This is a genomic window from Gemmatimonadaceae bacterium, assembly GCA_019637355.1.
GTDB lineage: Bacteria > Gemmatimonadota > Gemmatimonadetes > Gemmatimonadales > Gemmatimonadaceae > Pseudogemmatithrix.
Map to the genome: position 1 here is coordinate 2,786,015 of JAHBVT010000001.1, position 21,688 is coordinate 2,807,702.

14 protein-coding genes are annotated in these 21,688 nt (G+C 69.3%); 2 read left to right on the plus strand and 12 right to left on the minus strand.

Going from position 1 to position 21,688, the window contains the following annotated elements:
- Positions 1-10: 10 nt before the first annotated feature.
- The 4 genes from KF689_12720 to nadA are packed head-to-tail and all read right to left on the minus strand — an operon-like array spanning position 11 to position 4,294.
- Positions 11-1,063 carry a cytochrome d ubiquinol oxidase subunit II gene (locus KF689_12720; protein MBX3134237.1) on the minus strand — a complete coding sequence of 351 codons (1,053 nt, stop codon included), beginning with the start codon at positions 1,061-1,063 and terminating at the stop codon, positions 11-13.
- Positions 1,060-2,379, minus strand: coding sequence for a cytochrome ubiquinol oxidase subunit I (locus KF689_12725; GenBank protein ID MBX3134238.1), 1,320 nt, complete (start codon positions 2,377-2,379; stop codon positions 1,060-1,062). The genes KF689_12720 and KF689_12725 overlap by 4 nt, the downstream gene beginning before the upstream one ends.
- Positions 2,380-2,417: 38 nt before the next feature.
- Entirely contained in the window at positions 2,418-3,281 is an 864-nt protein-coding gene (gene nadC / locus KF689_12730) for a carboxylating nicotinate-nucleotide diphosphorylase (GenBank protein MBX3134239.1), read from the minus strand.
- Positions 3,281-4,294, minus strand: a complete 1,014-nt coding sequence (gene nadA / locus KF689_12735) for a quinolinate synthase NadA (protein ID MBX3134240.1) — start codon at positions 4,292-4,294, stop codon at positions 3,281-3,283. Before nadA ends, nadC begins: the two co-directional genes overlap by 1 nt.
- Positions 4,295-4,467: 173 nt before the next feature.
- Between nadA and KF689_12740 the strand changes: the two genes are divergently transcribed.
- The gene (locus tag KF689_12740) at positions 4,468-5,457 is read left to right on the plus strand and encodes a deoxyhypusine synthase family protein (GenBank protein MBX3134241.1); all 990 of its coding nucleotides are present in this window, start codon (positions 4,468-4,470) and stop codon (positions 5,455-5,457) included.
- Between the two features lies 1 nt (position 5,458).
- On the opposite strand, the gene KF689_12745 is transcribed toward KF689_12740, so the two are convergent.
- From KF689_12745 to KF689_12765, 5 genes are read right to left on the minus strand one after another with little or no spacing between them, the layout of a single operon-like run.
- The gene (locus KF689_12745; protein ID MBX3134242.1) at positions 5,459-7,528 is read right to left on the minus strand and encodes a TonB-dependent receptor; all 2,070 of its coding nucleotides are present in this window, start codon (positions 7,526-7,528) and stop codon (positions 5,459-5,461) included.
- 7 nt (positions 7,529-7,535) lie between these two features.
- Positions 7,536-9,953, minus strand: a complete 2,418-nt coding sequence (locus KF689_12750) for a TonB-dependent receptor (protein ID MBX3134243.1) — start codon at positions 9,951-9,953, stop codon at positions 7,536-7,538.
- A 53-nt stretch (positions 9,954-10,006) separates the two neighbouring features.
- Positions 10,007-11,518: an L-aspartate oxidase gene (locus tag KF689_12755; GenBank protein MBX3134244.1), complete on the minus strand. Its 1,512-nt coding sequence runs from the start codon at positions 11,516-11,518 to the stop codon at positions 10,007-10,009.
- Positions 11,519-11,520: 2 nt separating this feature from the next.
- Positions 11,521-12,528 carry an MCE family protein gene (locus tag KF689_12760; protein MBX3134245.1) on the minus strand — a complete coding sequence of 336 codons (1,008 nt, stop codon included), beginning with the start codon at positions 12,526-12,528 and terminating at the stop codon, positions 11,521-11,523.
- Positions 12,525-13,301, minus strand: coding sequence for an ABC transporter permease (locus tag KF689_12765; GenBank protein MBX3134246.1), 777 nt, complete (start codon positions 13,299-13,301; stop codon positions 12,525-12,527). Before KF689_12765 ends, KF689_12760 begins: the two co-directional genes overlap by 4 nt.
- A gap of 165 nt (positions 13,302-13,466) precedes the next feature.
- On the opposite strand from KF689_12765, the gene KF689_12770 reads away from it, so the two are divergent.
- Positions 13,467-14,681, plus strand: a complete 1,215-nt coding sequence (locus KF689_12770; GenBank protein MBX3134247.1) for an MFS transporter — start codon at positions 13,467-13,469, stop codon at positions 14,679-14,681.
- A 235-nt stretch (positions 14,682-14,916) separates the two neighbouring features.
- On the opposite strand, the gene KF689_12775 is transcribed toward KF689_12770, so the two are convergent.
- Genes KF689_12775 through KF689_12785 form a run of 3 tightly spaced genes read right to left on the minus strand, consistent with a single transcriptional unit; the run spans position 14,917 to position 21,673 of the window.
- A complete protein-coding gene (locus tag KF689_12775) occupies positions 14,917-16,254 on the minus strand; it encodes an NAD(P)/FAD-dependent oxidoreductase (protein ID MBX3134248.1) in 1,338 nt (445 codons plus the stop codon).
- On the minus strand, positions 16,251-18,923 hold the full coding sequence (locus tag KF689_12780) for a PIG-L family deacetylase (protein MBX3134249.1): 2,673 nt from the start codon (positions 18,921-18,923) through the stop codon (positions 16,251-16,253). Before KF689_12780 ends, KF689_12775 begins: the two co-directional genes overlap by 4 nt.
- Positions 18,920-21,673, minus strand: coding sequence for a 2-oxoglutarate dehydrogenase E1 component (locus KF689_12785; protein MBX3134250.1), 2,754 nt, complete (start codon positions 21,671-21,673; stop codon positions 18,920-18,922). Before KF689_12785 ends, KF689_12780 begins: the two co-directional genes overlap by 4 nt.
- Between the last annotated feature and the right edge of the window lie 15 nt (positions 21,674-21,688).

Consider the following 21,688-nt stretch of genomic DNA (forward strand, 5'->3'; position numbering starts at 1 on the left):
CGTCAGTGCTTCAGTCGACCGAACCCGACCTGCCCTCCGCCGTATCCACGCGCTCGAACGCGCTAGTCGAGGCGGACTTGAACACTCGGAACAGGTACCAGAGCGACGGCACGAGTACCACGCCTCCGGCGGCAAGGATGATCGCGACCAGCCGTAGCGTCACAACCGGTGCGGCCGCCGACTCGATGCTATGCACACCCGGAATCAGCGCCGGAAACTGCGCCCCGGCCCAACCCCACATCAGCGCGCTCACCTGCACCGCCGCGCCGACACGCGCGAGGCGAAAGCGACGCGTGAACAGCGCGCTGATGGTGCCCAGTGCCACGACTCCCGTGAACAGTTGGAACGGCAGCGCCCACGGACGTGAGAGCAGTGCGTCCGTGACCGCGAGGTCGAACGCGCGCCCGACGAGCAGGGCCAGGCCGGCAAAGGCACCGACTGCGACGGCAGCAGCGAGTGCCATCCGCCGAAAGTCCTCCTGCAACTCGCGCTCCTTGACCTCGACGGTGAGGTACACCGCGGCGAGGAACGCGAACACGGACAGCGTCAGACCGCCAATGGCGAACGCGAACGCCGTGAACCACGGCCGCACGTAGGTCGCGACGAAGTCACCGCCCTCGGGCAACGCGAGTGCGCCGCTCACCAAGGCTCCGACGCAGACGCCGAGCAGCACCGGCGTGATGGTGCTGGACACGGAGAAGATGCGGCCCCAGTGCTTCTGCACCGGTGACTGCGTGGAATCGTAGGCGCGGAAGGTGAACGCCGAGCCGCGCAGCACGATGCCGACCAGCAACAGCGAGATCGGAATGTGCAGCGCAATCGAGAGGTGCGCGTACACCGGCGGGAAGCAGGTGAAGAGCAGCACGACGACGAGGATCACCCAGACGTGGTTGGCTTCCCAGATCGGTCCGATGCCCTGCTCGATGGCGGCGCGCTGCCGCGCCGCCCGCGGGCCGTGGGCGAGCAAGTCCCACACGCCCGCGCCGAAGTCCGCGCCGCCGAGCAGTACGTAGGCGTTGAGCGCCAGCATCGTGATGCCGGCCAGCAGGTAGGGCAGCGTCACGGGATGCGCATTTCCTGCGTCATCGGCTTGGTCTTGATGATCTGCGCCCACAGCAGGTAGGCCACGACCACGCCGAGGAAGAGATACAGCAGCGAGATGCCGATGAGCGGGATGACCAAGCCTGGCATCGGCGTCACGGCGTCGGCGGTACGCATCACGCCGTAGACGATCCACGGCTGCCGACCGACCTCGGTGACGACCCAGCCGGCCTCGACGGCGACGAAGCCCGCCGGGGTGAGCAGCGCGAGGAAGGTGAGCAACGGACGATGCTCGGCTACCGCCCGCTTGCGCCACCACAGGATGAGCACCCAGAGCGAGGCGAACACCATCAGCATTCCGAGGCCGACCATCACTTGGAACGCGACGTGCGTGATCGCGACCGGCGGCCAGTCCGCCTCAGGGAAGGCCTCCAGCCCCTTCACCTCGGCGTTGGGATCGTTGAAGGCGAGCACTGACAGCGCCTTGGGGATCTCAAGCGCGTAGCGCGTCTCGCGCGCGGCTTCGTCGGGCCAGCCGCCGATGCGCAGCGGCGCGCCGCGCTCGGTGGTGAACTGCCCTTCCATCGCCGCGAGCTTGGCCGGCTGGTACTTGGCCACGAACTTGGCGCTGATGTCGCCGCTGATCGGCTGCAGCAGCGAGGCCGGCACGGCGACGAGCAGCGCCACGTGCAGCGCCGAGCGATGGAAGTGGTCGTGTGGATTCTTGCGCAGCATCCAGGCGTGGATGCCGGCGACGGCGATGCCCGTCGTGGCGAACGCCGCTAGCGTCATATGCAGCGTCTGATGGAACGACGCCGGGTTCAGCATCGCCGCGATGGGATCGATGTTGGTCGCGACGCCATTGACGATGTCGAAGCCCGCCGGCGCGTTCATCCAGGCATTGGCGAATACGACGAAGATGCCGGAGACCGCACCGCTGACCATCACCGCCACGCCGGCCCACCAGTGCGCGGTGGGCGTGAGCTTGTTCCATCCGTACAGGTAGATGCCGAGGAAAATCGCTTCGGTGAAGAAGGCGAAGCCTTCGAGCGAAAACGGCATCCCGATGATGGCGCCGGCGTACTCCATAAAGCCGGGCCAGAGTAAGCCGAGTTCGAACGAGAGCACGGTGCCGCTCACGGCGCCGACGGCGAAGAGGATCGCCGTGCCCTTGCTCCAGCGCTTGGCGAGGTCCAGCCAGACCGGGTCGCCGGTCTTCAGCCACTTCCGTTCCGCGATCACCATCAGCGCCGGCATCCCGATCCCCATCACCGCGAAGATGATGTGGAAGCCGAGGCTCAGGGCCATCTGCGTGCGGGCGGCGAGGAGGTCGGTCACAGAGTTCGGACGGATGACGGAAGGGAACTGCTCGTCCCTTATTCAAAATCCAACGCCACATCCAAGCTTGGCGCACTATGCGTCAACGCGCCGATCGAGATGCGGTCCACGCCCGTCTCGGCGATGCCGCGCACGGTCTCGAGCGTGACGCCGCCGGAGGCTTCGGTCCAGGCACGGCCTTTGGCGAGTGTAACGCATTCGCGCAGGGCGTGGTTCGGCATATTGTCGAGCAGCAACGCCTCGGCTCCGGCGGCGAGGGCTGCCTTCACCTGCGCGAGCGTGTCGCACTCGACCTGCACCAGCATCCCCGCGGGCGCGAAGTCGCGGGCGCGCTTGACGGCCACGCCGATGTCGCCGCCGCAGGCCGCGATATGGTTGTCCTTGATGAGCACCGCGTCGGCCAGCGTCGCGCGGTGGTTCGTGCCGCCGCCGCAGGTGACGGCGTACTTCTCGAGCAACCGCCAGCCCGGCGTCGTCTTGCGGGTGTCGAGGATCTTCGCCGACGTCCCCTCGACGAGACGCACGTACTGCGCCGTGAGCGTGGCGACGCCGGACAGGCGCTGTACGAAGTTGAGCGCCACGCGCTCCGCCGAGAGCAGGCCGCGCGCCGCGCCCGAGCAATGCAGCAGCACCTGGCCCTTTCGCACGGCGTTGCCGTCGGGCGCGTCCACGCGGCACTCCACGTGCGGGTCCATCAAACGAAACGCGGTGACCGCCAGCGGGAGGCCGGCGATCACGCCGTCGCGGCGCGCCACCACATCCGCGCGTGACCGATGCCCGGGCACCACCGTGGCCAGCGTGGTGACGTCGTCGAAGGCACGGTCCTCCTCGAGTGCGGCGCGCACGAGGGCGATCAACGCGCCGTCGTGCAGCGGGAAACCCGCAGCGGCGCCGTTCGGCATCACTCGCCGGGGTCCACGCCCGGCCCGGGCGGCGTCGGCTGCACGCCCCCGATGCTCACCATCCGCTCGATCGCCAGCTTGGCGCGCGCCGCAATCTCCGGCGCCACGGTGATGCGATGCTCGAGGTTCTCGAGCGCCGCCAACACCTTCGGCAAGGTGGTGACCTTCATATACGCGCAGGAAGCGCGTTCATTGGCGGCGTAGAACTTCTTGCCCGGATGGGCCTTCTCCAGCCGATGCAGGATGCCGACTTCCGTCGCGACGATGAAGCTCTTGGCACCGGACTCGCCGGGACGCTTGATCATCCCTTCGGTGGAGAGGATGTGCACGCCCTCGGGATCCACGTCGCCGGCGCTCACGGCCTCGACGACGCTGGTGGCGCAGCCGCACTCCGGATGGATGAGGAACTCCGCGTCGGGATGCAGCTTGCGCTGCAGGCGGATGTTCTCGGGATCGATGCCGGCGTGCACGTGGCACTCGCCCATCCACACGTGGATGTTCTGCCGACCCGTCACCCGGCGCACGTGCGCGCCGAGGAACATGTCGGGGAGGAAGAGGATCTCCTTGTCTGCGGGAATCGCGTTCACGATCTCCACCGCGTTCCCCGACGTGCAGCAGTAGTCACTCTCCGCCTTCACTTCGGCGGTGGTGTTCACGTAGGCCACGACCACGGCGCCGGGATGCTCGGCCTTCCAGGCCCGCAGCTGCTCGGCGTCGATCGTGCTCGCCAGGGAGCAGCCGGCGGCGAGGTCGGGCAGCAGCACCGTCTTGTTCGGCGAGAGGATGGCCGCGGTCTCAGCCATAAAGTGCACGCCGCAGAAGACGATGACGTCGGCATCGGTCTTGGCGGCTTCGCGGGAGAGTCCGAGGGAGTCCCCGACATAGTCAGCGACGTCCTGGACTTCGGGGCGTTCGTAGTTGTGCGCGAGGATGACGGCGTTGCGCTCCTTGGCGAGCGCCTTGATGCGGCGCTGGAACTCGGCGGTCTCGCGGTCAGCGGCAGGCTTGGCCATAGATGGAATCTAGCCGCTCCCACGGGGCGCGGCGTCCATTAGATTCCTCGGGGTCAGCCACCCGACGCCTCGATGGCGGCCCGCGTACCCGCGGCCGTAGGGCGTCCCCTCGGTGGCTGGTCGCGCGTCCCTGCCCCGGTGTGGCCTTCCCGACGGCGCTTGGAGCCGACCCGATGACCCCAGCGACCACCGCCCCAGTCTCCGCGTTCCTCTCGCGGCACTACCGCCACTTCAACGCCGCCGCCCTCGTGGACGCGGCAGAGGCCTACGTGCGCCACATCGACGGCGGCGGCAAGATGCTCGTCACGCTGGCCGGTGCGATGAGCACCGCCGAGCTCGGCCGCTCGCTGGCCGAGATGATCCGCGCGGGCAAGGTGCACGCCATCTGCTGCACCGGCGCCAACCTCGAGGAGGATGTCTTCAACCTCGTCGCGCACTCGCACTACGAGCGCGTCCCCAACTACCGCGAGCTCACCGCGGCAGACGAAGTCGCGCTGCTCGAGCGGCACCTCAATCGCGTGACGGACACCTGCATTCCCGAACACGAGGCGATTCGCCGCATCGAGGCGCACATCCTGCGCGAGTGGCAGGCCGCCGACGCGGCCGGCACGCCGCGGTTCCCGCACGAGTTCCTCTACCGCCTGCTGCTCGACGGTTCGCTCGCGCCGCACTACGACGCGGACCCGCAGGACTCCTGGCTGCTCGCCGCCGCCGAGCGCAACCTGCCGATCTTCGTGCCTGGCTGGGAGGACTCCACGCTCGGCAACATCTTCTCCGCGCACGTGATCGCCGGCGACGTGAAGAACGTGCACACGGTGCGCACGGGCATCGAGTATATGATTGCGTTGGCCGAGTGGTACCAGGCGACGGCGCGCAACGAATCCACGATCGGCTTCTTCCAGATCGGCGGCGGCATCGCGGGGGACTTTCCGATCTGCGTGGTGCCGATGCTGCACCAGGACCTGGGCCGCACCGGCGTGCCGCTCTGGGGCTACTTCTGCCAGATCTCGGACTCGACCACGAGCTACGGCTCCTACTCCGGCGCCGTGCCGAACGAGAAGATCACCTGGGGCAAGCTCGGGCCGACGACGCCGCGCTTCGTGATCGAGAGCGACGCGACGATCGTCGCGCCGTTGATCTTCGCGCGGGTGCTCGGCTGGTAGCTCAGCCGACCGTGAAGCCGAAGCGTGCGGTGCGGCCTGCCTGTGGCAGGCCGCACTTGTCGTAGAGGGCGCGGTCGAAGACGTTCTCGACTGAAATGGAGGCGCGCAGCGCCCGCGTCAACCGGGACGAGGGCCAGCGTCGCTCGAGTCCGAGGTCCAGTGCCTGCGCGCCTGCCTGCGTCTGCAACGAACCGAGGTCCGGGTTGGTGCAGCGCGTGGCGCCGAGCGCGCGGACACGCGCCATCGCGTCGAGACGTCCGACGAGCGGGGCGCTCAGCTGCAGCGAGCCGAAGTAGTCGGGAACGTCCTCAGGGCGCCGCAGCGCTGGATTGTCGATGGTGGCGTCGGCGATGCGCGCCCGTTGCAGCGTGAGGTCACCGCGCAGCGCGACCGGACCGAACGCGGTGCCCGCCGTCAGCTCCACACCGCGACTGACGAAGCGGTCGCGGTTGACGCGCTGAAATCTGTTGCTGGGTAACGTGACGCGGACGACGGCGTCCTCGATACGCTGCGTGAAGACGACGAGCTGCAGATCCGTCAAGCCGCGGACCGCCGTGACGCCGGCTTCGGCGCTGAGCGCCGTCTCAGGACGCAGGTCCGGATTCGGCTCGAAGCGGTTCAGCGCACCGGAGTACAGCTCGCGCAGCGCAGGGAAGCGCTTGCGTTCGCTGGTGGAAGCGTGGAAGCGGAGCCCGCGCTCCGGAATCGCCCAGGTGACGCCGCTGCGCCAGCCGAGTCCGGTCTGGCGCCCGAGCGGCGGACGGCCGCCTGCCTCGTCCGTACGCGCGGCGTCCTGTGCGATGCCTGCCGTAATCGTCAGGAAGCGCTGCGGTCGGACGTCGAGCTCGGTGGCGAGGCTCGAGAGTCGCTGCGCGTATCGCGAACTCCCTGACGCGTCGATCATTTCGTCGTAGCGGATGTGCGCGTCGGTGAACGCGCCGCGCAACACGAACAGCGGTCCAAGCTGTTGGTCGAAGGTCAGGCGCAGCGTTGCCGTGCGGTCGTCACCGCGCTCGCGGCCGCTGATCGTGCTGTAGCTACGGTCGGTGTAGCTGTTGATGACCACGGCGCCTTCACTCACGCCGGCGCTGAACTCAACGTCGCCGATCCCCAGCGGACTGACCACGGCGCCGCTGCCGGCCGAGAGGTTGGCGATGCGACGTGAGACGCTGGGGTTGCGCCACAGCCGTTGCGCACCGATGTGCAACTCCGGCGCCACGCCGCGCTCGCCATCCATCTGGCTGGCGAAGACCGAGAGGTAGCGGCCCTGCACGTGCTCGTAGCGCAACCCGGCGAAGGCGTCGTAGGAGCGGGCATCGGTGTTGAGTCGCAGTGGATCGAATCGCCCCGGCTCCGTCACGGCGTGGGGGCGTGCGATGCCTGGACTGTCACGCCAGCCGCCGCCGACGCGGGCCTGCAGCGTGCTGGCTGCCGAGTGTCGGAGCGCACCGCCGGCCGTCACCGAGGAGCGCAGCCCGCCGAACTGGTCGGCTTGGAAGTCTGCACGCGCCACGCGGGCGGGGCGGCGCTCGGGGTCGTGGTCCTCCCAGAGGCGCAACGAGATGACGCCGCCGATCGCGTTCGGTCCGGCGAGCAACGACGAGAGCCCGCGCACGTAGTCCACTTGCTGCACGCCGGCCGTCGGCACGGCGGCCAGGTCCGCCCGCGCGTCCCAGGTGAGGGCGAGCGGCACGCCCTCGAAGAACACCGCGGCCTGTCGCGATTCCGAACCGCGGACGGACACCTCGCTCTCCCCGCGCGAGTTCTGCCGCACGTACACGAACGGCAGTTGCCGCATCGCTTCGGCCAGCGTGGGCGCGGCGGGGCCGAGCGGCATCGAGTCGGGACGCAACGTGGCCGCGGCCGCGCTCCCGACCACGCGCGGCGTGTAGGCGGCGCGCACGCGCTGCGCGTCGAGGTTGCGGATGGAATCCGGCCGCGTGCTGTCGGGGCGCTCCTGCGCGGAAAGCGCCGGCGATGACAGGACAAGCAGCGCCGCCAGGACGAGCGGACGGGATTGGCGCGACGGCGAGGCGTGCGATCGCCTCAGGGGAAGGTTCGGGATAGTCACGTGGCTACTAGTCGACGACGACCCCGACCTGCACGGCGCGACCATCGCTCGGCCACACGCCCGGGCCCGGGTAGAACGCGGGGCGCTTGGTAAAGTATGCGCGGTCCAGCAGGTTCGTCACGCTGAAGCGCAGGCGGCTGCGTTCGGTCAGTCGCCACGACCCGTTGAGGTCGAGCACCGTGTGCTCCGGGACCAGGCCCAGTGCGCCGTTCGGTGTCGGCTGGCGCGTGTTGCGGGCGTCGGCGTACGAGGCCGAGGTGTGACTGACGAGCAGGGACAGCGACGAGCGCGGCCCGGCGCGTGTGACGCCGCTCCGTACGATGGCAACGGGCACTCCTTCCGCCCGACGCCCGACCACCGACTCGTTCGCTCCGCCTGCGGCGACCGTGCCCGTCACATAGCGCGCATCCATCAGCGAACCAGCCACGAAGCCACGGTAGGTCGCCCGCATCGTCGCCGCCAGCAGGAGGTCCGCCGTCGCCTCGAGGCCGAGTGTCTGCGTGGCGCCGAGATTCGTCTTGAAGAGGTACGGCCCGTCGCCGTCGTCGCGCAGCACGCCCCCGATGCGATCACCGTAGCGCATCACGAAGACGCCCATATCGTAGCGCATCCGCGCCGCGTCGCCGCGCAGGCCGAGCTCGCCGGTCCAGCCTCGCGAGTCGCGCATCGCCGGATCCGTACGCTCGAGCGCGTTCTCCGGCAGGATGTCCTTCAGCAACATCGGACGATACGCCTCGCTCCATCCGCCGTAGAGTTCCGTGCGGTCGGAGATGCGAAACGACGTGCGCAGGCCGAACAACGGGAAATCGTGACGGACGCGCCGCGGGGTATCGGCGGGATCATAGTAGGCCAGTTGGCCCGTCATCGCGGTCTCTCCGAACTCGACGCGCAGGCCCGGTACGATGGTCCAGCGCGGGGTCAGCGACACGACCTCCTCGGCATACGCGCCGCCGGCGCGTGAGCGATACCGGAGATTGCGTCCGAACGGCCCCGACACCGCCAAGTCCCAGTCCGACCCGCGCGTGCCAGGCCCTTGTTGCCGACGGTGGAGGTCGTTCGCGGCCAAGGTCAGGCCGGAGGCCAGCGTCGCGGCACGCCCGAGCATTCGATGCTCGTGCACGACGCGCAGCTCGAACGTCCGGCTGTGGAAGTTGTCGATGTCCACCACGCGCGGCGCGTAGAGCCCGGTCACGCCATCGGGCTCGTCAGGCGTCGTGGCGAAACCGACGAAGAGCACCGACCCGCGCTCACCGAACACACCCGACAGCTGCGCCGAAACGAACGTGCCCTCGCGCGGCGTCCACTCGGCGCGCAGGGAGGGCACGACGATCTCCGGACTGAACCAGTTGCGCTCGCGCGTCGCCGCGCGTGGGTCGTCCGCGAACATATCGTCCGTCAGCGGTCCGGGCACGCGGTGGCGGTACCAGCTCCGTCCAACCTGCCCGCGCAGGCGGAAGCGTGGCGTCGCGCGCCAGGTTGCCGCGACGTACTGCGCGTCGTATTCCGACTCGGCGCCTTGTCGGTAGCCGTTCGTCGAGCGCTTCGCGGCGTAGGCCTGGTAGTCCACGCGGCCGATGCGGCCACCGACCTCGCCGTACACGTTCGCGAGGCCGAAGGAGCCGGTCGTCGCCGAGCCACGAGTGGCCAGCGCTCGCGTGGTGTCAGGTGCACGCGTGACGTAGTTGAGCAGGCCGCCGAATTGCGAGCCGTACTGCAGTGCCGCAGTCCCGCGCACGAGTTGCACTTCTTCCATCGCCTCGAGCGGTGGACTGTAGTGACTCGCCGGATACCCGTACAGGTCCGAGTTGGTGACGACGCCGTCCTGCCGGACGTTGAACTCCCACGAGCGATGCGGATCGAGTCCGCGCGTGGACACATTGGTCTGGTTGCCCGCTCCGTCCATATCATAGACGAGGATCCCCGGCACGCGCGCGAACACCTGGCGCGGCACCTTCTCGGCGAGGTTCGCATCAGTGCCTTGGAGCGTGACGGCTTCGCTGCGCGCACCGGTCGTGACGATCGCACCGATGCGCTCCGGCGCCGGGCGGACGGCGTCGGGCGGCGGACGTTCGACGATCTGCACGCCGGCGATGCTGCGGGCCATCGGCGCGAGGACGATTTCGATGGACAGCAGCGCGTCGGACACCGACACGCTGCGGACCTCGAGACGGAATCCCGGCGTGCTCACCGTGAGCTCGTGTCGGCCCACGGGCACGCCGGCGATCTCGAACTGGCCGAGCGCGTCGCTGCGAGTGACGAGCGAGAGCGCACGCAGCTGCACTGTCGCGCCGGCGACGGGCGCACCGAGCGAATCCCGCACCGAGCCCCGGATGGTCGCTTGGGCCGAGGCGACGCCCGCGAGGGGCATCGAGAGCCCCAGTGCGGCGAGGGCCGGACGCAGTGCGAGGCGCGGGTGGTGTCGCATCAACGCATCTACGCAGCGTCCGCACCGCAGCGTTGAGGTGCGACGAGACGCGGCTACCACTCGATGTGCCGTCCTTTCCACTTGTTCTTGGCCTTCGGAAAGTCGCTGCGGTAGTGCCCGCCGCGGGACTCGCGCCGCATCAGCGCCGAATCGACGATCAGCTTCGCGGTGTCCACCATATTGATCTCCTCGGTGGCACCCGCGGCGAGTCGGCTACGGATGGCATCGAGCGCCTTGCGGGCCGTGCGCAAACCGGCCGCATTGCGGTCGATGCTCGCGTGGGCCCACATCACCGAGCGAATCTCGTCGGCGGCCACCTGCGCCGCACCGCGGTCACGTAGGCGGGCGACTTCCCAGGCCGTGGTGCGTGGCACCCGTGGCAGGCGCGGCTGGTTGACCATATCGCGCGCAACGCGCTCGGCGAACACCAGCCCCTCAAGCAACGAGTTGGACGCGAGGCGATTGGCGCCGTGCACGCCGGTGCGCGAGACCTCGCCGCAGGCGTACAGGCGCTCGATCGATGAGCGACCCGCGAGATCGGTGACGATGCCGCCCATCATATAATGGGCGGCCGGCGTGACCGGGATGAGGTCGCGGCGAGGGTCGATGCCGCGCGCGACGCAGAGCTGCAGGATGCCGGGGAAGCGCCGCGCGAACGTCCGCGAGAGCGTGCGGGCATCGAGCCAGACGCGGCTGCCCGACTGCTGCACGCGAAAGATCTCGCGCGCGACGACGTCGCGCGGCGCCAGCTCGCCCAGCTTGTGCCGCTTGGGCATAAAGCGCTGGCCGCGATCGTTCACGAGGATCGCACCCTCGCCGCGCACGGCCTCGGAGATCAGCGCCAGCGGGTTCTCGGGCGTGTCGAGCGCCGTGGGGTGGAACTGCACGAACTCCATATCGGCCAGCGTGGCACCGGCGCGGTGGGCGATCGCGTAGCCGTCGCCGGTGGCCACCAGCGGGTTGGTCGTGTGCCGGTAGAGCTGTCCGCAACCGCCAGTCGCGATGACCGTGGCGTCGGCGATGATTTCCACCGCCTTGCCCGCGACGTTTGCGCGCACGCCGCAGCAGCGGCCACCGAGCACGATGAGGTCGAGCGCGCGCGCCGTCTCGAGCACCGTGATGTTTTTGCGCTCGCTGACACGATGGATCAGCGCGCGCGCCACCTCGGCACCGGTCTGGTCGCCCTTGGCGTGCACGATGCGCTTGCGCGAGTGCGCGGCTTCGCGGCCGAGCGTGAATCGCCCGCTGAGGTCGGTATCGAACTGCGCCCCGGCGTCGGCAAGCTCACGCACCCGCGCCGGACCCTCGGCGACGAGCACTTCGACGGCCGCGGCGTCGCAGAGCGCGGCGCCGGCGGCGAGGGTGTCCTGCCGGTGCAGGTCCGGCGAATCCCCCGCCCCGAGCGCGGCGGCGATGCCCCCCTGCGCCCAGGCGGTGGCCGAATCGCGGAGCGTCCGCTTGGTGAGGACGACGACGTCGCCGTGGTCGGAGGCGCGCCAGGCCGTCTGCAGGCCTGCGATACCGGATCCGATGACGACGAAGCGCGTGCGAATCCGCTGCGCCACGCCTAGAAGATGCTGAGGTTGATGTAGCGCTTGGGGTTGCGCCGGAAGTCGGCGATCAGCGTGCGCAGGTCCACGACCAAGGAGTCGGTATTGCGATAGAGCGAGGGATCGTTGACCAGCAGGCCGATGGAGCCTTCGCCGCGCTCGATGCGGCCGAGCAGGGTGTCGGCCTTGCCCAAGGCCCCGCGCAGCGAGGCTTCGGAGCGCTCGAGCGACATCGACATCACGGCGAGGCGTTCGCTGACGCCGCGCAGGTTCACGGCGGCCTGCTGGGTCTCGCTGATGATGCGCTCGACTTCGCCGCGCGACGTCGCGGAGTCCAGCCGCGAGATGCTGCGCTGGAAGGCCAGCATCCCCGCCGAGAGCTCGCGCGCACCGACCTGCACGTTGGCCGCCACCGAGTCCAGGTTGCGCGATTGCGTGCGTACCGTCTGGGTCAGCTGCGTAGACATCGTGTTGAAGTTGCGGATCGTGCTGCGGATCTCGCGGGCGGCGCTGTCGTCGAAGGCCACACGCACGCGCTCGGCCACCGACGCGACGTTGCCGGCGATGCCGCCTGCCACCGAGGTGAGCTGCGCGATGTCCGGCAGCACGGCGCCCGGCAGCGTGGCCGGCGGCGCACCGATCGTGTCGTCGAGCTGCAGCAAGACTTCGCGCACGGCTGGCACCGCCGCGCGCCGCGTGATGACCGCCTGCCACTCGCCGAACAGCGTGGCCGCCTGGATGAGCACGACCGGGTCGTCCGGCATCTGGATGCCTTCGTTGAGCCTCATCTCGGCCTGCACCCAGTTGCCCGCGACGAGCGAGATGCGCTCGATGCGGCCCGCGCTCACGCCGCGGATCACCACGCTGTTGCCGACCTGCATATTGCCGACGTCGCGGAAGCGTGCGCTCACCGTCGTGCGCTTCCCGAAGTCGGCCTGCTGGAGGTACATCGTGCCGGCGATGAGGACGATCATCGTCAGGAGCACGACGAGTCCCACCAGCCAGTCGTTCTTCCGCTTGCTCATTGCGCTCTCCCCAGAAGCCACACCATCGCCCAGAACGCGTCGAGGACCAAGATCATCACGCAGGACTGCACCACCGCCTTCGTCGCCGCCCCGCCCACGCCCTGCGCGCCCCCGCGCGTGCGCAGGCCCGCCGCACTCGCCAGGATCGTCACCGCAAACCCGAAGCTCGCCGCCTTGACGAGTCCGTAGCGCACATCGAAGACATCGAAGAACAATCGCACGCCCTTCAGGAACTCGGGCGTCGAAAGGCCCAGCAACAGCAACGACGACATCCATCCCGCGACCATCCCGACCGCCATCGCCGCCCCCACCACCACCGGGAACATCAGGATGCCGGCCAGTACCCGGGGGACGACGAGGTACGCCACCGGGTCATACCCGAGCGTCTCCAGCGCATCGACTTGCTCGGTGACGCGCATCGTGCCGATCTCGGCGGCGATGTTGGCACCGACCCGACCCGCCAGCGCCAGGCCCGTGAGCACCGGCGCGAGCTCCATCATTATGGTCTTCTGCACCAACGTGCCGACGAGGTAGCGCGGCACCGCGCCGGTGAAGCTGTAGCTCGCGAGCAACGCGAGCACGATGCCCGTGAAGCCCGCGATGAGCATCCCGATGGGCAGGGAATCGACGCCGAGCTGCTTGGCCTGCTGGCCGAAGTTGGCGCCCCAGGTCTTGACGTCGCGAAGCGCGCGGGCCGACTCCGCCGTCAGTCGGCTCGCCGTCCCGATCGTTCCCAGCCCCATCCGGAGGCCTCGGCCGATAGTCTCTAACACGACCGGAAGTTACCGCCGCAGCCCCGAGCGCCCATAGGCACCCGGCCGAACGGGTACCGAACCCCGATGGGGCGGTGGTAGGGGGTTAGTTTACTGGTCGCCTTTGGGCCGATTGCCCGGGCGAGGCTCCAACCGGAAGGGAACCTGGGCAAGCTCGTCGTCCTGATGGTCACGGCGTTCGTGGATATGGTGGGGCTCCTGATGGTGCTCCCCCTGCTCCCGTTCTACGCGCAGCGCTTCGTCGGCCACGGACCGTTCTGGAGCGCGCTGAACGCCGTCGGGATGGGTGGCGAAGGCACTGTCATCGCGATCTTGGTCTCGAGCTTCGCGATCGCGCAGTTGGCCAGCGCACCGCTGTGGGGCCGCGTCTCCGACCGCTACGGTCGCCGCCCCGCCCTGCTGATTGGCCTCGCGAGCTCGGGAGTGGCGTACATCGTCTTCGCCTTCGCCGGCTCGCTCGAGTTGCTGCTGCTCTCGCGCATCGTGCAGGGCGCCGGCGGCGGCACCGTCGGCGTGATTCAAGCCTACGTGGCCGACGCGACCGAGCCCAAGGACCGCGCCAAGGCGCTGGGCTGGCTCTCGGCGGCGACCAACGCCGGCGTGGCCCTGGGTCCGGCGATCGGCTCGTTCGCGGCGCGCATCGGCACCGAATGGCCCGGCCTCGTGGCGGCGATGATCACGCTCGTGAACGTCGGCTTCGCGTGGAAGTACCTCACCGAGAGCAACGAGCACGCCGGCGTGAAGACGGCGGACCGGCCGAAGATTTCCGGCTCGCGCGAGACGCTGCTGCGCGTCACGACGCATCCGGGCCTGCCGGCGAGCCGCCTGATCTGGATCTACGCCATCGGGATGGGCGCCTTCCACGGGATGAACGCCATCCTGGCGCTGTTCCTCAATGCGCAGTTCGGCATCGACGCGACCAACATCGGCTGGGTGTTCGTGTATATCGGCGTACTCTCGGTGTTCACGCGCGCGGTGCTGCTCGGCCCCTTGGTGGACCGCTTCCGCGAGCCGCGCCTGGCGCGCTACGGCGGCACGCTGCTGGCGCTGGGGATGGCGGCACTGCCGTTCACGACCAACTACCCGACGCTGGCCTTGGCGATCCTGCTCGTGCCGCTCGGCACGGCGTTCACGTTCCCCTGTGTGACCGGGATGCTCTCGCAGGTGATCCCCAACCACGAGCGCGGGCTGTATATGGGCGTGCAGCAGACCTTCGGCGGCATCACGCGCGTGATCGGTCCGCTGTGGGCGGGCTTCGCGTTCGATTACCTCGGGAAGGGTGTGCCGTTCTGGACCGGCGCGGGGCTCGCGGCGTTCACCGTATTCCTCGGTATCGGGATAGAGAAGCATATCCCGGGGCATCAGCGGGTGGCGGCTTAACGGCTGTTCACCACAGAGGACACAGAGAACTACAACGGCGAACTGCTTTTTGAACGCAGAGACTCAGAGTTCGCAGAGAACTACAACTGCTGTTTGGGGGGCTCGAGCCGAAGCATCGGTTCGAGCCCCCAAGAAATTGCAGTTGCCGTTGCGGTCGCTGTTCTCTGCGCACTCTGCGTCTCTGCGTTAGGCAGCAGTGGCAGTTCTCTGTGTCCTCTGTGCCCTCTGTGGTGAGTTAGGACCCAGCCCGCGCGTGGAACTCCCCGGTGCGCCCCTGCGTCGCCGGGTGCCGTGACATCGACGCATCCTCGGTCTCGGTGATCAACCGCACCCCGCGTTCGAAGAAGATGTAGTTGTACGCCCACTGCAGCAGCACGCTGATGCGATTGCGGAAGCCGACGAGGTAGGCGATGTGCACGAAGAGCCACAGGAACCACGCGAGGTAGCCCCGGAACTGCAGCTTGCCATCGAAGAAGCTCGCCACCGCCTTGTGGCGCCCGATGGTCGCGAGGTCGCCCTTGTTGAAGTAGCCGAACGGCTCGGCCGCCTGCCCCTCGAGGTGTCGCAGCACATTCCGCGCCGCCCACTTGCCCATCTGGTTGGCCGCCGGCGCCACGCCGGGCACCCAGCGTCCGTCCGGCTGCTTCACCGCCGCCGCGTCACCGATCACGAACACACGCGGATCGTCCGGCAGCGACAGCGACTGGTCCACCAGCACGCGGCCCACGCGATCCAGCGGTGCCTCCAGGGCCTTCGCCAACGGCGAGGCGGCGTTGCCCGCGGCCCAGAACACCGACTGCGTCGGGATGAACTCGTCACCGATGCTCACGCCCTGTTCGGTGATGTCGGTGACCAAGGTGTTCACGCGCACCTCGACGCCGAGCTTCGTGAGGTCGCGTGCGGCCCGTTCGGAGAGCCGTTCGGGAAACGCGGGCAGGATGCGCGGGCCACCCTCGAGCAGCAGCACGCGCACCAGCGAGGTGTCGATGCGCCGGAAGTCCGGCCGGAACGCCACGCGGCACATCTCCGGCAGCACGCCGGCCAGTTCCACGCCGGTCGGACCGCCGCCAACGATCGCGAACGTCAGCAACGCCCGCCGCGCCGCTTCGTCCTCCTCCCACTCGGCGCGCTCGAAGGCCAGCAGGAAGCGCTTGCGGATGCGGCGCGCGTCCTCGACGCTCTTGAGGCCCGGGGCCCAGCGCTCCCATCCGTCGTTGCCGAAGTACGAATGCCGCGTGCCCGGCGCGACGATCAAGTAGTCATAGTGGATCGGGTCAGGCTCGCCCTTCACGCGGATGGCGCGGTTGCGGCGCTCGATCGTCTCCACCGTGCCGAGCAATGTCGTGACGTTGCGCTGGTCGCGCAGGATCCAGCGGATCGGCGCGGTGATGTCGCTGGGCGCCAGCGCCGTCGTTGCCACTTGGTAGAGCAGCGGCTGGAACAGGTGATGGTTGGTGCGATCGATCAGCAGGATCTCGAGGTCGCGGCGTTTGGCCAGCGCACGCGCCGCGCTGAGGCCGCCGAAACCACCCCCGATGATGACCACGCGGGTCTTCGGCTTGCCCGCGCTCATCGCGACGGCTCGATCGGCAGGCCGGCGCTGAGCAGGTTCACCATCAGGCGCGCGCCGCCGGGCACGCCGCCAGGCAACTGCCGGAAGAGTGAGAGCGACGTGTACACGTAGCGCCCGCGGCCCATCGGGAGGTCGAGGATGGCCCCACGCTGCTCGGGTTCGTCGGGGTCCTGCATCGCAATCGGCGTGCGGTAGTCGGCGGGGATCGTGCTCGGCATATAGAGGGCGCGCTCCTGCACCCAGTCAGACCAGTCGGCGTCGGTGATGCGGTTGGGCCAGCGCAGCAGCTTGCTCTGCGCATCCAGGATGCGTACCGGCGCATCCTCACGCGTTACGCGGGCCGCCGGCCGCGTGAACTGCACTCGCTGCGGCATCATCCCCGGCTGGGCCATCTCGAACTGGCCGTACTGCACCACCAAGGTTCCGCCGCCGCGCACCCACTCGAACAACCGCGGGTTGGCCACCTGCAGTTCCACGCTGGTCTCGTAGGCCCGCGGCCCGATGACCACCGTCGAGTACTGGGTAAGGTCCAACAGCGGCAGTTGCGCCGCCTCGAGCACCGTCACCGGGATGTCCAGCTGCTGCAGCACCGGCGCCACCGCGTCGGACACGCCGCGCACGTAGGCCACACGCAGGGCGCGCGGCACCTGCACCGGCACCGCCAAGAGGTAGGCCGCCGACTGCCGATACAGGCGCTGCGGGCGGATGTGCGGATACTCGATCGTCGAGAACCCTTCCACGTACAGCGTGCCCTCGCTCTCGGCCGCGACGCCGAAGTCGTGCCGGCCCTCGCGCAGGCGGCCGACGAGGGTGAGGTAGATCTCCTGCGTCGCGCCCGGCGCGAGGACCACTGAATCCGGCAAGCCGCTCACGCGCAGCCCCGGCGGCACCAAGGTACGAAAGCGCAGCGTGCGCGGCCGCGTGGTGAACGAGCGCAGCGTCACCCGCAGGCGCCGGTCGAGCTCCGTGTCGGCGCGCACGTACTCCAGCGTACGGTCCAGCGCGATGGTGATGGGCGGCACGCCGCCCACCGGTCGGTTCTGCTCGCCGAGCACCGGATCGGCAAAGCGGTACACCACCTCGCCCGCGTCGAGCGTCGCACCATAGCCGGCGATCATCACGCCGACCTTGAGGTCGGTGACGCGACGGCTGCCCTCCGCCACGCTGACGCTCGGGATGAGTTCCTGCCGCACACCTGCCGAGACGCGCGCGAGTCCGTCGGCCGGTGACTGCATATCGCGGAACATCGCCGTGCCGCCGCGCGTGCCCACCCACCAGGGGCGGCTGTCCACGAGGCCGAGCGCCCAGGCGTTGATCGTCGTGTCTGCGCCCGGCGCAATCGTCACCGTCCCGCCGAGCGGCAACGTCCGCAGGCCGTGCGTCTCGATCGTGCGGAGCTCCACCGGATGGATGCCGCGGTTGTACACGTTGATGCGCACCGGCAGCGAATCGCCAAAGGCGACCAGCTCCTGCTGCGCGGTGGCCTCGATCAAGACGCCGCTAGCCGCCGCGAGCGCCGCCCTCGCGCGTTGCAGGCTGCCTTCGACGGCGGCGTCGAGCTCCGTCGTCTCGTCGTCGCAGAGCACCGGCGGACCGCTGATGCCGGTGTAGCGCGTTACGGGAACGAGCTGGCAGCGCGGCACCGCCGTGCGCACGTACTCGAGTGTCGTCACCACGCGCGCCAGCCCCGGCACGATGTCACCCGGACGCCGCAGGTCGAGCACACGCTGCAGCGAGTCGAGCCGCGACGGCACGCCGACCAGCGCCGAGCCGCGCGCGCCGGCGAGCCGCGCCAAGCGCACGAACGAGGTGTCGAGCCCGTCGAAGAGCGACTGCTCCGCCTCGGGCGGCGTGTCGGCATTCACGCGCGTCTGCTCGCGCAGCAGGCGCGTCTGCACGGCCCCGCGCCGCTGCACCGCCCCGAAGCCCTGCGAGCGGTGCTGCGAGCGGCTCTCGCCCGCGATCTCCGCCGGCGAGCGCCCGAGCACCGGGTCGTAGCGCCCCGCCTCGATGGTCAGCGGCGCGGCGCGGCCGCGCACGCCGTGGTAGAACTTGGCCGGCGTCCACGGCCGGCCGTGCGTCGCCACCGGGAACCGGATGGTATCCATCGCCGCCGCGAAGGCCTCGCGCGCCAACAGCCCGCTCGCCTCGTGGTGTCCGTGCCCGTCGGCGCGCGTGCCGCTGAACACCGCGACCATCACGTGCGGCTTGAAGGCGCGGATCACCCGCACGACATCGCCGAGGATGGCCTCGCGGTCCCACTGCGTGAAGGTCTCCTCCGCGTGCTTGGAGAAGCCGAAGTCGTAGGCGCGCGTGAAGTATTGCGTGGCGCCATCCACCCGGCGCGCCGTCAGCAACTCTTCGGTGCGGATGGTGCCCAGCGCCTCGCCCAGCTCGTTGCCGATGAGGTTCTGCCCACCGTCACCGCGCGTCAGCGAGAGATACGCCGCGTGCACCTGGTGCCCGCGCACCAGCGCCGCCAGCAGGTTCGTGTCCTCGTCATCCGGATGCGCTGCGACCATCAGCACGCGCCCGGTAACGGTGATGCCGCGCAGCAGCTGGTCCAACGCGGCCGCGCCGCGCTCCTGCCCGAAGGCAAGGCGCGGCGCGCTGAGCATCGTGCACAGGACGCCGGCCCAGAGGCCGGCGCGCCACCGCGCCAGCCTCACGGCGTCTTCATCGCCATCGCCGTCACGCGGCGGGCGCCCGTGTGCCGCACCGTCGCCGACAGCGCCTCGGTGATGATCCGCTTCTGCTCTTCCGCGTGCGTCGACGGATAGCCCTCCGCCGGGCTCGCCCGCTCCGGACGGCCGTAGTAGCGGATCACCAGCGCATTGCCGGTGGACACGCGCAGGCGCGGCGCCACGAACGTCCACGCGCCCATATTCTTCGGCTCCTCCTGCACCCACGCGACTTCGTCGATGTTCGGGTAGAGGTCGACGATGCGTGCGACCTCATCGTGCGGCCAGGGATACAGTTCCTCGACGCGCACCACCGCCACGCGCTCGGGAACGCCCGCCGCGAGCAGGTCGTAGTAGACCTTGCCGGTGCAGAACACCAGCCGCTTCACGTCCTCGCGCTTCTCGGCGCCCTTCGGATCGTCGATCACGGGGCGGAAGCTTCCTTCCGACAGGTCCTTGATGCTGCTCGACGCCTGTGCGAGGCGCAGCAGCGACTTGGGCTGCATCAGCACCAGCGGCCGCCGCGCGAGCTTGGCCTGCCGCCGCAGGATGTGGAAGTACTGCGCCGGCGAGCTCGGGTACGCGACGCGCAGGTTGCCCTCGGCGCAGAGCTGCAGGAAGCGCTCGAGGCGGGCGCTGGAATGTTCCGGACCCTGCCCTTCGTAGCCGTGCGGCAACAGCAGCACGAGTCCGGAGTCCTGCGCCCACTTCGCGCGGTCCGACGCGATGAACTGGTCGATGACGGGCTGCGCGACGTTGGCGAAGTCGCCGAACTGCGCCTCCCAGAGCGTCAGCGTGTCCGTGGCGGCGACGCTGAAGCCGTACTCGAAGCCAAGCACCGCCATCTCGGACAGGGCGGAGTTGTAGATCTCGATCTTGCCCTTGGCACCTGGCAGCGCGGAGAGCGGCACGAACTTCCGGCCGCTGGCGTCGTTGAGCACGGCGTGGCGGTGCGAGAAGGTCCCGCGCTCCACGTCCTGGCCGCTCATCCGGATGTGCGTGCCGTCCGCGAGGATGCTGGCGAAGGCCAGCTGCTCGGCGTGGCCCCAGTCGATGGACGGCTCGCCGTCCAACGCCTCGCGCCGACGCTCGAGCTGCTTGGCGAGCCGCGGGTGCGGCGTGAAGTCGCTCGGGTAGCTCAGCAGCGCCGTGTTCCAGCTGCGCAGCGCGTCGGCCGGCACCGCGGTGGGCACGCTGGTGGTCGCCGGCTCGGTAGGCGGCTGCTCGTGCCCGCCCGCCGGCGCCTTCGACTTCTCATACGCCGCCTGGAACAGCGCGGCCACTTCCTTGTCGACGGCGTCCACCTGCGCATCGGTGACGAGCCCTTCGCCCACGAGCCGCTTGCCGAACACCTGCCGCGGCGTCGGCTGCGCCTTCACCTTCTCGTACAGCTGCGGCTGCGTGTACGTCGGCTCGTCGCCCTCGTTATGGCCCCAGCGGCGGTAGCCGACGAGGTCCACGAGGAAGTCCTTCTTGAAGCGCGCGCGGTAGGCCACCGCAATGCGCATCGCGATGACGCAGGCCTCGGCGTCGTCGGCGTTCACGTGGATGATCGGCATCTCGAAGCCCTTCGCGATGTCCGACGCGTAGCGCGTCGATCGCGAGTCGATGGGGTCCGTCGTGAAGCCGATCTGGTTGTTGACGATGATGTGCAGCGTGCCCCCGACACGGAACGCACGCAGCCGCGAGAGGTTGAACGTCTCCGGCACGATGCCTTCGCCGGGAAAGGCCGCGTCGCCGTGGATGCACACCGGCACCACCTTCGATTCATCGCGCTGGCTGCGATCCTGCGCATCGCGCTGCAGCGCCCGCGCCGCGCCCTGCAGCACCGGATTCACGATCTCCAGGTGGCTGGGGTTCGGCATCAGCGAGAGCGCCACGCGCTTGCCGCCGACGTCTCGCTCGTTCTCGAAGCCGAGGTGGTACTTCACGTCGCCGGTCGACGCGCCGACGAGGTGGCTGTGCTCGCCCTGGAACTCGCCGAAGATCAGCGGTAGCGGCTTGCCCATCACGTGCGCGAGCACATTGATGCGGCCGCGGTGCGCCATCGAGATGGCCACGTGCTCGGCGCCGTGCGATGCGCTCTCGGCGATCGCCGTGTCGAGCATCGGCACGAGGGCATCGGTGCCTTCGATCGAGAAACGCTTGTAGCCGACGAAGGTGCGGCCCAGAAAGCGCTCGAGCCCGTCCACCTCGGTGAGGCGACGCAGCACCTGCTGCTTCTCGTCCGCCGTGAGCGGACGCGTGAGCTTCTCCTGGGTGAAGAGCTGGCGGAACCACATCCGCTCCTCATCGGAGCCGAGGTGGCCGACTTCCACCGCGAGGTTGCGCGTGTAGCGCTTCTTGAGGCGCTCGGCCACGTCCTTGGCGGTCGCGAGATGCGGCCAGCCCAGCGACGCGCCCGACACCTGCTCCAGCTCGGCTTCGGTGATGCCGTGGAACTCCGGCGTCAGCTCCTGCGCACCGGGCGGCGGCGTCCCGAGCGGATCGAGCTGTACGGCGAGGTGGCCGTAGGCGCGGATCGAGGAGGTGTAGCGCGCGGCACCGGCGACGATGCGTGCGTAGTCGGCTCCGCCGCCACCGGAGACTGGGCCGCGGCCCATCGCCTCCTCGGCGAAACGGAAGAACTGGCGCCACGATTCTTCGACCGAGGCAGGGTCTTTGCGGTACCGCTCAAACTGCTCGGCGGCGTAGGCGTCGTTGAAGACGCTGGCGATGGGGGACGGGTCCTGAGCCATAGCCGAAATCTAATG

Coding starts and splice junctions, on each gene's coding strand:
- nadC (MBX3134239.1), bottom strand. CDS start 3,281: ATGCCGAACGGCGCCGCTGCGGGTTTCCCGCTGCACGACGGCGCGTTG.
- nadA (MBX3134240.1), bottom strand. CDS start 4,294: ATGGCCAAGCCTGCCGCTGACCGCGAGACCGCCGAGTTCCAGCGCCGC.
- KF689_12740 (MBX3134241.1), top strand. CDS start 4,468: ATGACCCCAGCGACCACCGCCCCAGTCTCCGCGTTCCTCTCGCGGCAC.
- KF689_12750 (MBX3134243.1), bottom strand. CDS start 9,953: ATGCGACACCACCCGCGCCTCGCACTGCGTCCGGCCCTCGCCGCACTG.
- KF689_12760 (MBX3134245.1), bottom strand. CDS start 12,528: ATGAGCAAGCGGAAGAACGACTGGCTGGTGGGACTCGTCGTGCTCCTG.
- KF689_12770 (MBX3134247.1), top strand. CDS start 13,467: ATGGTCACGGCGTTCGTGGATATGGTGGGGCTCCTGATGGTGCTCCCC.
- KF689_12775 (MBX3134248.1), bottom strand. CDS start 16,254: ATGAGCGCGGGCAAGCCGAAGACCCGCGTGGTCATCATCGGGGGTGGT.
- KF689_12785 (MBX3134250.1), bottom strand. CDS start 21,673: ATGGCTCAGGACCCGTCCCCCATCGCCAGCGTCTTCAACGACGCCTAC.